This window comes from Anabaena sp. FACHB-1237, from assembly GCF_014696225.1.
In the GTDB taxonomy this organism is placed as follows: domain Bacteria; phylum Cyanobacteriota; class Cyanobacteriia; order Cyanobacteriales; family Nostocaceae; genus FACHB-1237.
The window spans coordinates 1-15073 of record NZ_JACJPV010000067.1; the positions used below are offsets into that span (position 1 = coordinate 1).

Annotated in this window: 11 protein-coding genes and 1 CRISPR repeat array; of the genes, 7 read left to right on the forward strand and 4 right to left on the reverse strand. The window is 34.9% G+C overall.

Going from position 1 to position 15073, the window contains the following annotated elements; translation table 11 throughout:
• Positions 1 to 576: 576 nt before the first annotated feature.
• Genes H6F32_RS19315 through H6F32_RS19325 form a run of 3 tightly spaced genes read left to right on the forward strand, consistent with a single transcriptional unit; the run spans position 577 to position 4856 of the window.
• Complete coding sequence (locus tag H6F32_RS19315; protein ID WP_190370901.1) at positions 577 to 1539, forward strand: ATP-grasp domain-containing protein; 963 nt, start codon at positions 577 to 579, stop codon at positions 1537 to 1539.
• Positions 1540 to 1580: 41 nt separating this feature from the next.
• Positions 1581 to 2750 carry a DegT/DnrJ/EryC1/StrS aminotransferase family protein gene (locus H6F32_RS19320; protein WP_190370902.1) on the forward strand — a complete coding sequence of 390 codons (1170 nt, stop codon included), beginning with the start codon at positions 1581 to 1583 and terminating at the stop codon, positions 2748 to 2750.
• A gap of 36 nt (positions 2751 to 2786) precedes the next feature.
• Positions 2787 to 4856, forward strand: coding sequence for a polysaccharide biosynthesis tyrosine autokinase (locus tag H6F32_RS19325; RefSeq protein ID WP_190370903.1), 2070 nt, complete (start codon positions 2787 to 2789; stop codon positions 4854 to 4856).
• 257 nt (positions 4857 to 5113) lie between these two features.
• Here H6F32_RS19325 and H6F32_RS19330 read toward each other — a convergent pair whose 3' ends face one another.
• Positions 5114 to 7057: a GTPase family protein gene (locus H6F32_RS19330; protein ID WP_190370904.1), complete on the reverse strand. Its 1944-nt coding sequence runs from the start codon at positions 7055 to 7057 to the stop codon at positions 5114 to 5116.
• A 359-nt stretch (positions 7058 to 7416) separates the two neighbouring features.
• On the opposite strand from H6F32_RS19330, the gene H6F32_RS19335 reads away from it, so the two are divergent.
• Positions 7417 to 7578: a hypothetical protein gene (locus H6F32_RS19335; protein ID WP_190370905.1), complete on the forward strand. Its 162-nt coding sequence runs from the start codon at positions 7417 to 7419 to the stop codon at positions 7576 to 7578.
• Between the two features lie 60 nt (positions 7579 to 7638).
• Here the strand turns inward: H6F32_RS19335 and H6F32_RS19340 are convergent, their stop codons facing one another.
• Positions 7639 to 8298 (reverse strand): LuxR C-terminal-related transcriptional regulator, encoded by a 660-nt coding sequence (locus tag H6F32_RS19340; protein ID WP_190370906.1) that lies wholly within the window; start codon positions 8296 to 8298, stop codon positions 7639 to 7641.
• Between the two features lie 354 nt (positions 8299 to 8652).
• Here H6F32_RS19340 and H6F32_RS19345 point away from each other — a divergent pair, with 354 nt between their 5' ends.
• Entirely contained in the window at positions 8653 to 9297 is a 645-nt protein-coding gene (locus H6F32_RS19345; RefSeq protein ID WP_190370907.1) for a DUF3386 domain-containing protein, read from the forward strand.
• A 55-nt stretch (positions 9298 to 9352) separates the two neighbouring features.
• Here H6F32_RS19345 and H6F32_RS19350 read toward each other — a convergent pair whose 3' ends face one another.
• The gene (locus H6F32_RS19350) at positions 9353 to 10375 is read right to left on the reverse strand and encodes a glycerate kinase (RefSeq protein WP_190370908.1); all 1023 of its coding nucleotides are present in this window, start codon (positions 10373 to 10375) and stop codon (positions 9353 to 9355) included.
• A gap of 4 nt (positions 10376 to 10379) precedes the next feature.
• A complete protein-coding gene (locus tag H6F32_RS19355; RefSeq protein ID WP_190370909.1) occupies positions 10380 to 10712 on the reverse strand; it encodes a DUF565 domain-containing protein in 333 nt (110 codons plus the stop codon).
• Positions 10713 to 10905: 193 nt separating this feature from the next.
• Here H6F32_RS19355 and H6F32_RS19360 point away from each other — a divergent pair, with 193 nt between their 5' ends.
• The gene (locus tag H6F32_RS19360) at positions 10906 to 11508 is read left to right on the forward strand and encodes a hypothetical protein (protein ID WP_190370910.1); all 603 of its coding nucleotides are present in this window, start codon (positions 10906 to 10908) and stop codon (positions 11506 to 11508) included.
• Between the two features lie 187 nt (positions 11509 to 11695).
• Entirely contained in the window at positions 11696 to 13576 is a 1881-nt protein-coding gene (locus tag H6F32_RS19365) for a glycosyltransferase family 39 protein (protein WP_190370911.1), read from the forward strand.
• Positions 13577 to 13940: 364 nt separating this feature from the next.
• A CRISPR array of direct repeats spans positions 13941 to 14933; the repeat unit is 37 nt; unit sequence GTTTTTGATCACCTTTTCCCCGCAAGGGGATGGAAAC.
• Positions 14934 to 15073 lie beyond the last annotated feature (140 nt).

The following is a 15073-nucleotide window of genomic DNA, read 5'->3' on the forward strand; positions in this document are numbered from 1 at the left end:
CCAGGTGGTGTGCATTCTTATTGGTTCTTATTGAGAATAGGTTTTGATGACGTTTTTGGTGATTTACTGTTTCTCAAATGCCTTTTTTCACTTTATATGTTTGTTTTGATGCTCCCTTTAATTTTTTCTCTACGTAATTTCCCTCTGTGACAGTTTGGGGTGCGGAATGTGGGTTACAACTATTCGCAAAGATTTGTTTTGAAAAAAATTCACAATTTGAACTTTTGCTTAAAGGGAATATATGGATGTAAAAACGCAAGTTATGACCTTCTAACGGGACTTAGGCAAAAAACACTTCTAAAATATCCTCAAACGTATATCCCAAAGGGGTTTTACATCGTTTTGATTGGTTTGTTGTGATATCTGGGTTACAGGCGTTTTTGGGTATTTTAATGTATTTCCCTTACCCCGCAACGATTTGAGGCTTATTTCTTCCTCAAAAGTGTTTAACTCCCGCTAAGGTATATTTACGATTCAGATATTAAAAAATATACGGTTGCAAGACGCAAAGAAGATTTTCAAGACATTTTTAACAGCTACATCATTTAAAGTTATTTAACATTAGGAGAAAGTTAAATGAATATCTTGTTATCCTGTATTGGTAGACGCGGATACATAGCAGAATATTTTCGCTCACATTTAAACACCAATGACAAAATTATTGCCACTGGTAACTCAGAATTGACACCAGGATTTAAATATTGTGATTTATCTTTAATAGTTCCTGATATTGATAGTAAGGATTATATCCCTAGTTTGCTGAAAATTTGTCAAAAACAAAAAATAAATATTTTACTTTCATTTCTTGATCCGGATATTGACATTTTATGTCAGCATTTAGATGATTTCAGAAAAAATGCTGTAATTCCTATTATTCCTACACCTATAGTCAATAATATTTGTTTTGACAAGTACTTAACTTATATCTTTTTTAAAGAAAATAATTTTAATACTCCCGAAACATACATAGATTTTGAAGAAGCTGTAAAGGATATTAATAGGGGCAAATTAATATTTCCTTTAATTGTTAAACCACGCCGAGGTTCTGCAAGCACAAATTTATTTAAGTCCCGAAATATCAATGAATTAGATGCGTTTTTTCATTATCAACCAGATATGATAATTCAGCAAATGATTACAGGTAAAGAATATGGATTGGATATCTGTAATGATTTAGATGGAAATGTTTTATCTGTTATTCCCAGAACAAATATTATCAGAAGATTTGGAGAAACAATGCAAGCTCAAACTTGCAATAATTCAACTTTAATAGATTTAGGATTATCTTTAGGGGAAAAACTAGGTCATGTTGGACCACTAGATATAGATTGTTTTATCCAAGATAATCAACCTTATCTAATTGAGTTAAATCCTCGGTTTGGTGGGGTTTATCCTTTATCACATTTAGCTGGTGCAGATTTTCCTGGACTAATATTAAAGATGGTTCAAGGTGAGACAATCAATCCAAAAATTGGAGAGTTTCAATCTGGAGTTATCATGATGAAAGAATATAAGATTTTAGGAGGTGAATTAGTTTAAAACCTCCTTAATTAATAATTAATTAGCTGTGATTAAAAGTTATGAATAAACCAATTCTCCTTTCCACTCCCCACATTGGCAACGAGGAATTACAATTTGTCAAACAAGCATTTGATACTAATTGGATCGCCCCCATCGGTCCAAATGTAGATGCTTTTGAACAAGAATTTTGCCAAATTATCGGTGGTAGTTATGCTGCTGCTGTAAGTTCTGGAACTGCCGCATTACATCTAGCTTTACAATTAGTAGGAGTAGCCCCAGGAGATGAAGTATTTTGTTCTACCTTAACCTTTACGGCTACCGCTAATCCTATTATTTATTTAGGTGGAAAACCTGTATTTATTGACAGCGATCGCATTTCCTGGAATATGAACCCAAATTTGTTGCAGGAGGCTTTACAAAAACGCGCCTATTTTGGTAAATTACCTAAAGCAGTTATAGTAGTGCATCTCTATGGTCAAAGTGCCGACATTGACCCCATTCTTCAAGTTTGTAATCAATATAATATTCCATTAATTGAAGATGCCGCCGAAGCATTAGGATCTACTTACAAACAACGTTCTCCTGGCACTTTTGGCAAGGTTGGTATTTTCTCATTTAATGGTAATAAAATCATTACCACATCAGGTGGAGGAATGTTAGTTTCTGATGATGATAAATTAATTGGTAAAGCCAAATTTTTAGCTACTCAAGCTCGCGATCCTGCACCCCATTATCAACATTCAGAAATAGGATATAACTATCGTTTAAGTAATGTTTTAGCAGGTATTGGTCGAGGTCAATTACAAGTTTTAAAAGGCAGAGTAGCAGCCAGAAGACGTAATTTTCAAATCTACCAACAGGCTTTAAATGATATACCAGGAATCCAATTTATGCCAGAAGCTAATTTTGGAATTTCTACCCGTTGGTTAACTTGTTTAACAATTGATCCTGATAAATTTGGTGCAAATAGAGAAGATATTCGCCTCAAACTTGCCCAAGAAAAAATAGAAACTCGTCCAGTGTGGAAACCTTTACATCTGCAACCTGTATTTGCAAATTGTGAAGTTATTGGTGGTGAAATAGCCGAAGATTTATTTACCAAAGGTCTTTGTTTACCATCTGGTTCTAATCTCATAGATGAAGACATAGCCAGAGTTATTAATAGTATCAAAATGATTTATCTCAATTCTCGAAAATCTGCATCTTCAATAATTTCCTCCCTAAAATAACCTCAAAAATCAAAAAATTAAATTACTTATAAGTTTATGGAATTAGAAGAAAATTCAGTTTCTTTAGAAAAATATTGGCAAATTCTCCAACGTCGTTGGAAGCCCACATTATTAGCTTTTCTGTCAGTTTTTACCATAGCACAATTAATTACATTCTTAAAGCAACCTATTTATATAGCAGAAGCAAAATTACGTTTTCAAAGAAATAGTTCCACATCTTCAATTACAGGTTTAGGAACAGAAATAGGTAAATTAGATCCTCTAGTTCAACAAGGAAACCCTCTCAATACTGAAACTGAAGTAATTAAATCTATTCCTGTGATAGAAACAACTATCCAAAGAATTAACCGTCAATATAATCATCAAATTTTCTCCACAACTGAATTATTCCTGAAAAATCTTGATATTAAATTAGTTAAAGGTGCAGATATTCTGGAAATTAGTTACAAATATACTGATCCAAAAATTGCCGCAGCAGTTGTCAATGAATTAGTTACAGTCTATTTAGAAGAAAGTCTATCTTCCAAAAGATCAGATACCATACTAGCAAGAAAATTCATAGAAAATCAATTACCTAAAGCAGAATTAGTAGTGCGTCAAGCTGAATCTCAATTGGCAGATTTTAAAGAGGAAAATAAAGTTGTTTCTCTACAAGAAGAAGCAAATAAAGCTGTAGATGTGATTGCTAATTTACAGTTAAGAATTAACGAAACTCAATCTCAATTAGCAAATATTCAATCCCAATCTCAAGTCATTAGTCAACAGTTGGGAATGAATTCTCAACAAGCACTATTAATAACTTCTTTGAGTCAAGTTGCTGGAGTTCAAGATATTTTAAAGGAAATTCAACAATTAGAATCTCAATTAGCATCTAAGCAAACTTCTTTACAGGATAATCATCCAGAAATTATATCTTTAAAACAGAGAATTGTATCTTTAAATAAGCTGATTAAAAGCAGAACTGTACAAGTTTTAGGCAATTATCAAGTACCTGGAAAAAACGAAGTCCAAATTGGTACTTTACAACAACAACTTTCTAGTAGATTAGTGGAATTGGAATCAAATCGTATCGGTTTAGCAAGTCAAGCTGATACTTTATTGAGGTTACAGTTATCTTATAAACAACGATTGAATAATTTACCTAAATTAGAAGAAAAACAGCGTCAATTAGAACGTAAATTACAAGCTGCACAATCTACTTATTCTCTATTATTACAAAAATTGCAAGAAAGTCGCGTTGCCGAAAATCAAAATTTAGGTAATGCCAGTGTGATATCTACAGCACAAATTCCTGATAAACCTGCTACTTCTGTTCTCATTTCTTATCTCAGTTCAGCTTTATTAGCTATCTTAGCTGGTTTAGCAACTATCTATATTTTAGAAGTTCAAGATAAGACTATAAAAACTGTTGAGGAAGCCCAAGAATTATTAGGTTTTAATGTATTAGCAGTATTACCACAAGTTGCTAAATTTGTCAAAAATAATTCTCATATCAATCGCTTTTTAATTAGAGATTTTTCTGGTTCTTCTTTAATTGAATCTTACAGAATTTTGCGATCGCATTTGAATTTTATCAAAAATGATCGTCAGGTTAAAACTATTGTTGTTACTAGTGCTGTACCACAGGAAGGTAAATCAACTGTAGCAGCTAATTTAGCTATGGTTATGGCACAAGTTAACCGTAAAGTTCTACTCATAGATGCTAATTTACAAAATCCTACACAACATGAAATTTGGGATGTGATGAATCAAGAAGGTTTAAGTAATATTATTATGGGCAATATGGATATTAATGATAATATTCATGTTCATCAGGTAATGCCTAATTTAGCTGTTTTGACTGCGGGAATATTTCCCGTTACTAATGCTGTGTTAGATTCTCAAAAAATGACGGATTTAATCACTAATTTTAGTCGGGAATATGATTTGATTATTATTGACACTCCTGCTATGAATATGACTGCTGATGCTGCTATTTTAGGTCAGATTGCTGATGGTATTTTATTAGTAGTTCGTCTTGGTATTGTGGATTCTATTAATGCTATTGCTGCTAAGGAATTGTTGTCTAAATCTGGTCAAAATGTTTTGGGACAGGTTATTAATTAGTTGAAAAAGCGAATATCATAAGGATTACGTCATGCTACTATAAAAGCAAAGTACGACTGCATGGACTAATAAAAAATGAATCGGATTCTAACCTGCGTATATAGGTATTGTTGTGTAGACGCGATTTCTAATCACTGTATCGCTCTTTGGTTAAAATTCAGCTACAATAATTAAACAGCACAAAGGAGGTGTAATGATTATGCAAACTATTTTTTGGACTGTAGAAGAAGTTGCCCAAAGAGCTAAACTAGAAAATGTTATGGCTGACTGCTGATAACTGATGACTGAATGTTGCTGTAATGATCAAATCTTTCTCGCAATTGTTCAATGGTTAAATTTTGTGTCCAATATTCTATTAAACCATGACCAAATGCCCAGGCATTTCGATCTGGTGTTGTACTATTTTCTATTAATAATGGCCACAAAGATATTAAATCAAAATTACGTGATTTGGTTTTATCTGTGTTTAATAGTGGATATAGTTCATAGGCCATTTGTAATTTACCAATGACTAAAGGTAATTGTTCTATGGGAATTTGTTCTGCTAATAAATAAGCTAGGGTTGGTGAACCTGTTGATATAGTAGAAATAAATTGTAATACTGGACTTTTTAATAATGCAGTAATTCCTTGAGTTGTGGTCATTTGAAATGTGTAATTATCTATGATTTTGGCTGCTGCTGTAATTCGTGTTTCTAGGTTTCTTAAAAATCTCGCTATTCTTAATTGTTTGGCAGGATCTAAGGTTGTTAATATCCCTGATGATAAGGTTTCTATATTCCAAGATTCTCGCCCAGTTTTCTGATCCTTGGTAACTATTGGTAGTACTAAATTACAGAATTTTCCTAACATTTGTTGGCGATATTCTGTGGCTTCTTTAATGGCAATTTCTTTGGGTTTTGTCCCTGTTTCCCAATTATAGGGAGGTTGCCATTCACGAATAGGACGCAGTTGATCTACTTTGCTAATTATGGTAATTATTGGTAAGTCTGTGATGTTTTTTCTGATGTCTTTGAGAAAATCATAGTCTATTTGTAATGCTGGATCTAATGCAGGTGTCATTAATAGTAATAAGTCGGCATTATGCACATAGTCAATTACTAATTTTCTAAATTTATCTTGTTTGATTTGTTCATATCCTGGGGTATCATAAAGATTGATATTTTCACCATTTTCTGTTTGCCAATGATAACTTTTAATTTCATCGGTACTGGGTAATATATCTACCTGTGCTAATTCACTTTGGAAAATTGTATTAATTAGGCTACTTTTGCCGCTACTTGTCCGCCCAACTATGAGAATATTTACGGGTTTTTGTGCTATTTTTTCTGGCGGTTCTGCTTGGGTTAATATATCCCGTAGGGTTTGAGTTTTGGCTGTGACTATGGTGGGTTTTGCTAGTTGAATTTGGCTGTTTTTTGCCTCTATTTTTGTGCCTGAATATAAGGCGATCGCTCGTTTTGCTAAGTTCTGTAAACTTACTTCTCTTAACATTTGATTGAGACTTATTAGCAGTTCTTCTGATGCTTTATTACTGCTTTTTTCACTGGCTTTTTTAGCTACGGCTACCACGGGATTTAATACCCATTGCGCCCAATTCCATATTTGTAAAAATTTTCTGGCTGATGGTTCTACTTTGCGATAAATTTCATAAGCCTGAAATGCTTCACCCAGGGTAACTTGATTAAGTAATGGTGATAATTTCTCCATCCATTGATCAAGATCATCCACTGTACCACGAATTAATCCATAGATTTGGGGAATGTAAATATTTAAAACTGGATATTTAATTTCTGGATTATAAATGTTAGCGATCGCTACTACTAAATCTTGACATCTGCCCCAAAATTTTTGCCAATCTTCCCAAATTGGAGGATCATTTTGTGCTTCTATTAAAATGTTTTGTAGTGCTGTTTCTACTCGATATATATTATTCCCTGTATTATCAGCAATCTTATTTTCTGTACTAGATGCTAATTCTTCCTGTACTTCCACAAAAACCGCTTCAATTTCGCTTAATGTGGGTTTTGTCCACTTGACTAATAACCAACGCCAACCTACTAACATTAGAGTAATTATACCCCAAATCCAACTTATTCTCCAAGCCTGAATTTGCTGTCCTGCGGATATTAATAAAAAGCCGATAATGATGACAATTGGTAATATTAAAACTAGCCATTGCCATTTTTCCAAACGTACCATAGTTTTCTCCCTGGGTAATCAAGATGAGTGGCTACCGCCACGTTGTGCTGTCAAAGTATTACAGGTAATCAAGAAAATATCAACTATACATTAAATATATCATTTATTCATACTTTTGATGTAGTGAAAAAAAGCGTAGATCCCAGTCTGACATTAATTGATTACCAATTGGATAAACTCAAACTAGAATTTGTCACTTATCTAAAGAGATTTATCAAACAAAGTTGAAGCAATTTCAAAAGAAGATACTGGAGAGAATAGAATAAATCAACTAGCGAACATTACAGCCATATATGAACCTAAAAAAACATTTGTTGACATTATCAATAAACTATTTAATCATACAGATAAACAATTTGATGAAAAGAAATAATGAAATTACATTGAATACATTAATAAAAAAAGTTGATACTGTGGCAGAAGGTTTAGAACTTATTCAAAATCTCAGTAATCATAATGTTGATGATAATATGGAAAAGATTAAAGAGAAATTAGCTAGAGAATTAACTTCTTCTGGTTAATTTGAAAGTAAGCAGTCAGTATTTAAGAAAACGATATTTAAGAATTATCAGCATACTAGTTTACCAATGATCCTGTAATTTAGCGACCATTTCCGCACGATTAGAAACATCTAATTTTTTAAACATTCTCTTTAAAGCCTGTTTGACAGTATTTTGTGTAATCCATAATTTACTGGCAATTTCACTATTTGTTAAACCTTGAGATACCAATTCAGCTATTTCTAATTCCCTAGCAGTTAATGGACTATTAGTAATAGATGTAATGGTTTTAGATTTAGCCCGTAAACTAGCAATTTTAGCAGATAAATGAATACAAACTGCACTCAAATCTGCTAAATCATTACTATCAAAAGATGAACTACCAGGATCGCGGGCAAAATTTAAAGTTCCCACTAATTTACCATCACAAACTATAGGGCCTGTCATAATATGTTCATGACGAGTACAAAAATTTTTCCAATCTTCTGGAGATAGAATTAATTCTTCATGCGTTGGTGCATGACGTTCAATGACATAATTACCAATGGGGTTAGCTTCTAAACAGACAGCCGGAATTTCAGGAGTAGAAATATCTATATTTAACTGATTGTCTAAAAAATCAATCCCCCAATGTTGTACGCCAAAATGTTCACCAATGGTATTCATCAGGGCTGATTTTAATTCTGCCTCAGTTTGGACATTAGCGATCGCTTCAAAAATAGCATGGAGAGTTTTAGACATAACGATACATCAATAGAGTACCCGTTTGGGGACTATGCGAACCTCAAGAATTAGTTATATCCTAATATCAACACAGATAAAAAGCTATTATCATCCATTATTTTGTAATCCTAGGACAAACATTAAGCTGTTGTGCTTTTAACTTGAATAATTAATACAAGCAAGATGCTTGTGCTACTGTAACTTCAGGTCTTTTAATTATACAGTGCTGCACATTAGCTTATCACACTTGTAGGGTGCGTCAGACTACATAAATCCTCTAAGTCAATAAATGATTGATATCTGACGCACCCTAGGAATATCACTTTTGTCAGTCCTAATTTTGTAAACTTTTTCAACCCCAGGAAAAACACTATGACAGTTACTCAAGTCTCAGCCCAAGAACTTTTTCGGTCTGCATATCAAAATCGTTACACTTGGGATCATAATTTCCCCGGTTATACTGCTGATATTACTTATAAGTATGATGATCAAGTAGTACAAGGAAAAGTACGCTTAGATGCTAATATTAAGGCTGAAGTTTCAGAAGTAACAGATGAAGCTGCTAAAAAAGCCATTCATGGACAACTTTGGGAAATAGGAGTACATCGTATCCGCCGCACTTTTGAACAGACTCACGGTGAAAATACTTTCAGCTATGGCGAAACTGATAACACCGGCGCTGTAGAAATCATTATGGGCGGAAAAGCAACCGGAGACAAATATAAAGTTCGTAAAGATATCGTCACCCTTGTTCATCGTCATATTCATGGAGTTGTTGTGACTATTAATACTTTTAGCGTTCACGAAACTGGCGAAGGTTATCTTTCTCATACTTATGATTCTGTATACCACGATCCCCAAACTGGTGTACAAAAAGGTGGTAGAAGTGTATTTACTGATGAATACGAAAAAGTGGGTAATTACTTCATTTTAAATCGTCGGGTAATTATCACTGTTCAAGATGGTAATGAAACCATTCAAGATTTCATTTTCTCTAATATTGAATTACTGGGTTAATTCAGTTATAAGTATTTGAGATCCTCTACTTCTTAAAGAAGTCGGGGATCTTGTTTTATAATTTCATATTATGATCTTGATCAATTTTGATCACTAAGTCAACATCAGAGGATGAAATTAAAGGATTAATAAATAATTCTGGATGTAAAGCCCGCCAAAAATAATAAACAAATTCTGTAATTTGATCATCACTCATTCCCGTTTTTCCTGTAGCAATCATTTGATGTTCTGCTTGTTTTCTCCACTGTAAACAATAACGATAATCTTGGGGATATAATACTATTAAATTATCTAATTTTTCCCATAAGGGTAAATAATTTTTTAACTCATTATTCATATCTATGGCAAATTGGCGATCGCCCTGGGTAATAATAGGGTGGGGAGGATCAATAAAACTATGTTCGCTAATAGGTGGCACACCCACAAACCAACCTTCAAAAAGTATAATATCAATAGGATCGGGAATGATTTCTGGAATTGTGCGATCGCCCATACCATTATAAGCAGATTTATCAAATCTAGGAATCTCTACAGAACTCTTGCCTTGAAGAACCTGATCCAGTAAACTTAGAGCTAAGTGGATATCGTGAGTCCCTGGTGGACCACGCCAAATTAATCGGGAATCTTGCTGTATTAACTTTAAGCGATCGCTATAAGTTTTGTACAAATCATCTAAAGACAAACATACAGTTCTGTATCCTAAATTCTCAAGAATTAACTTCAAAACCCTTGACATTGTAGTTTTACCCGTACCTTGTGCGCCTAAAATTCCTTTAATCAAAGGTTTACCTAAATTCTCGCGTTGAACTGCAATGTTACATCCTAAGGGCAACCACAAATCCCATAAAACCTTTAACATAGTTTTTGGGTTAGTTTGCAGATGAATTTGACAAAACCTCTCAAAATCAGGGAAAATCAATGAAAGTAGATCCCGTCTTTGGGAAATAACCTCAGCTACATTATTTTCCGTGACATTAAATACCCTTGCTGTCACAGCATCCTGTAGCATCTCAGCTTGTGCTAATACCTGCCAAGATGTATCCATTGTTAAAATCTGAAGCAACCAATTACTACACATAAAATCAAGAACCTAACTTTAACGCTTCAAGAAACAGACTGTAGATAAAACCTATCTTGAGACAGTTAAGACTTTCTACCCAGAGAGACTGTTTAGCGAAAAAACCACCACTGTAAAATATTCTACTGGCAACTTCTGTAAGGATAACCAAAAAAGCAGCCACAAGAATATCTAATTCCGCTTTTTGGCCAGCAGTGGTAGAAACCGCCGAACCCAGGAAAAAACCCAACAACCAACTAATTAATAATAGGGAAAACCTGCGCCAAGGGTTAACAAACCATTGACTTAAAGCAGCAGCAACAGTGTCTAATAAGTTATTTAGGCGAGTATTTTGCATGAGTTAGAGAGTGTAAGAAAAAGAGGTACAGATATAAGGGTAACAGGTGACAGGTGCTTACTCCTGACTGCTGACTGCTGACTGCTGACTCCTGATTCATCATACCGGAAATTGCTGTATATTCCTCCTGATCATTTCTGAGATAGGGCACACAGAAAAATATATTGTTAACTTCTAATCACTATTATTCACTATGAATAAAAATTCTATGAATCAATATCGTAACTATCTGATTGGTGCTACCTTATTAGCAATCATAGCCATTGTAGCAGGATGCTTAGATATCAGTATATCATTTGAACCTGCCAACTCAGACACCGCATCTCCAGATCAAAAAAACCTGATTTCTGCCAAAGCATTGGATATTAATAATAACTCTAACACACCAGTAGAATTAACTAAACCAGTGCAAAAAACCAATCTGTTAGCCTATAAAAATAACACAGAAACTAAAACCCAAACATCAGGATTATTAAGAATGAGTAATCAAACAGATAAACCTGTAAGATTAGCATTATTATCCAGAAAATCCGCCAATCAAAATAATCTTAAAAAGGATGATCCCATCACTTCAAACCTGCCTGCCCATTGGGATTTTGCACCCCAAGAAGGCAGTGAAAAAGGGTTAATTTTATCCTTACCCCAAGGAAAATTAAACATAGATAAAGGAGATGTATTAGTCGCCTTTGCTGAAGATGGTACAAGACGTTATTGGGGACCTTATATAGTAGGAGAAACACCTTTTCCTCAATGGCATCATCAAAAGAAAGAATGGTTATTAATATTACAACCATAAAATTCAGAAAAATTCAGATCCCTGACTGCTGCGAGAAGTTGCGGATCTTTTTGGTAAATTGGTTATGGGCTAAAGATTGTGATCATCAAGAACCTAATTGTGTTAATGATAGTCATCTATCTTAATGATATTCATTCTCCCGACTCCTGTACGGGGGCCATTCGCCCCTACTGCTTTATATAATTTCATGAGGTTAAATTTGAGTTTTCCCCCCGTTATTGAGGAATGGTTTAATAGCTTAGAGAAGCGTCCAGCCCTAGCTGTAACCGTTTCAAGTCTGTGGATATTGATACTATGGTTCATCGCATTTCTATGGAAATTAGGTACAGTAGGTTTAGTTGATGAAACTGAGCCCCTATTTGCGGAAGCATCGAGACAAATGTTAGTTACTGGTGATTGGATTACACCGTTTTTCAATGGTGTTACACGCTTCGATAAACCAGCTTTAATTTATTGGTGTCAAGCTATTAGTTACGCCATCATTGGTGTGAATGAATGGGCTGCCCGTTTACCATCTGCCTTAGCTGCATTGGCTGTCATGGCTTTAGGATTTTATACAGTTAAATGGCATTTAACCCAGAAAAATCAACTACAACAAATTAGCAACCCATCCCAAACCTATATTATCGCTGGTATTGCATCTGCACTGATAGGAGTCAACCCAGAAATGATCATTTGGGGAAGAACTGGCGTTTCTGATATGTTATTAACAGGCTGTATTGCCTCTGCACTTTTATGTTTTTTCTTGGGATATGCCCAAAATCTTCCTAGTATTAATATTGGAAAAATAAGATTACCAAATCAATGGTATTTAGCCTGTTATGTTCTCATTGCTGGGGCAATTTTAACTAAAGGACCTGTGGGAATTGTGTTACCAGGATTGATTATGATTTCCTTTGCTATATACTTAGGAAAATTCTGGGAATTATGGCGAGAAATGCAGCCAATTTTAGGAATAGGTATTATTTTAATCTTATCAATGCCTTGGTATATCTTAGTTACATTAAGAAATGGTTGGAATTTTATTAATGCTTTTTTTGGATATCATAATATTGAAAGATTTACAGAAGTTGTTAATGGACATTCCGCACCTTGGTATTTTTACTTATTAATAATTCTGTTATTATTTGCCCCCTATTCTATTTATATACCTGGGGCTTTAGCTAATATCAAATTTTGGCAAAGATCCCAATTTTTAACTCAAGAACGTTCGCAACATTTAGGTTTATTTGCGGCTTTTTGGTTTTTAGGTGTGTTCATCTTTTTTACCATTGCTGTTACCAAACTTCCCAGTTATGTCTTACCTTTAATGCCTGCGGCGGGTATTTTGGTAGGATTATTTTACAGTGATCTTTATGGGGAAAATTCGCCCATCAACCCACAAAAATCTTTAAAAATTAGTAGTTGGATAAATGTCGGTTTTGTGACAATTATCTCTGTAGCTTTATTCAATTTAACCAAAATTACAGGACAAGATCCTGCGGCACCTGAGTTATATCAATCTTTACAAAATTCTGGTTTATTAACTTATGGTGGCATAGTTTGGTTATTAACTGCGATCATCATCGCGGTTTTAATTTTAACCTATCATTGGCGATATATCCTTATTATTAATTTAATTGGATTTATGGCTTTTTTAGGTATGGTATTAATGCCTGCAATGTCCTTAATGGACGCACAACGTCAATTACCTTTGCGAGAGTTAGCCACTACTATTGTGCAGGAAAAACAACCCCAGGAGGAGTTAGTTATGGTGGGTTTTAAAAAGCCGACTGTGACTTTCTACACGAGAACAAATGTTAATTATATTAGTTCTAGTCAGGAGTTTTTAGAATATGTGAAAAAACAATCTTCTCCACAGAAGTTAACGGAAAAACCACCAAGTTCGTTGTTGCTATTAGCGGAACAAAAGAAGTTTATGGAAATGAATTTATCACCGGATGATTATAAGAATATAGCTACTAAAGGGGCTTATCATTTAATTCGTGTTCCTTTAAAGGTTGTGAAAAAACCTAAGTCGGATATTTCTGATAGTAGTCAGGAGTTAGAATTACCCGCTATCTTTTGATTTTCATTGATGGAAATTGTTGACTTTTGTAAAGTTGGTTATGGGAGTTTATGAGACATGAAAGAGGTGCAATTTCTTTCTGTGTGGGCTTTTTGTTGTTGTAACGGAATGTAAATTAATCTGTTAAGTTCCGCGCTGTCAGCTATTCTGGTTTATTTTTAGTGATCTGGAAAATTTTTGAGAAAATTTTGGTTTTTGGGGTTGACTTCTTGGAGTTTTTGTTTTATATTATGTTTATTGGCTGAAAACGGCTCACAGAACCTTGAAAATTGAATACTTATTAAAAATGTCACTTTGATGTTTCCGTAGCTCGGTGCAAAAGCACTCTGAAAGCCAGTTGTGATAGCAGGTCAGTAGGTATAGGGTTTTTGATCACCTTTTCCCCGCAAGGGGATGGAAACTAGGAAGTCAAGGATAGCTATACCTTGTTCTAGCTGTACGTTTTTGATCACCTTTTCCCCGCAAGGGGATGGAAACTTAACAACAGGTAAGGCAGGACGTATTTTAACAGCGTTTTTGATCACCTTTTCCCCGCAAGGGGATGGAAACTCTAGCTTCTCATCATACCCTTCCGCTACTCTTGTGGTTTTTGATCACCTTTTCCCCGCAAGGGGATGGAAACAAGTTCAAGCTTTTGGTAAAGGTAGATGCAGCAACAGGTTTTTGATCACCTTTTCCCCGCAAGGGGATGGAAACCTCTCTCGTACCACCACACCATTAACTTGCTTAGAAAGTTTTTGATCACCTTTTCCCCGCAAGGGGATGGAAACTTCGACCGGGCGGCGTACTGGTTTAATTACGTTGTATTCTCGTTTTTGATCACCTTTTCCCCGCAAGGGGATGGAAACCAAGTAACTTTCGCTGCTTGTACTTTAGCGATTGTTTTTGATCACCTTTTCCCCGCAAGGGGATGGAAACTCTGTGAGGCTTGCGCCCCAGTTTGTTAGCCTCCACCGTTTTTGATCACCTTTTCCCCGCAAGGGGATGGAAACCACACACTCAATAAGTCGGTCTGAGTCGGGGTCAATAGTTTTTGATCACCTTTTCCCCGCAAGGGGATGGAAACTGCTTTAAAGGAATATTTGAAATGAAGGCTGTACGTTTTTGATCACCTTTTCCCCGCAAGGGGATGGAAACTTTAATTGATACCGGGTAGCCTCTATTTGATTCTTGGTTTTTGATCACCTTTTCCCCGCAAGGGGATGGAAACTGCTGTTATCATTTAGACCTCAACGAACCGTTCGTTTGTTTTTGATCACCTTTTCCCGCAAGGGGATGGAAACGCCATAAATTCACTACTCTTGATTTGAAAACCAAGAGGTTTTTGATCACCTTTTACCCATAAGGGGATGGAAACAAAGCAGTTATAAAACCCACATTCCGCACCCTCAACTGTCACAGATCAAAAAAGCCATTGAAGTAGTACATAATAACTAAAGGTCACTCAAAAATTAAGAGGCTTAATGAGAATAAATAGCATTAAAAATGAGAGGAAAC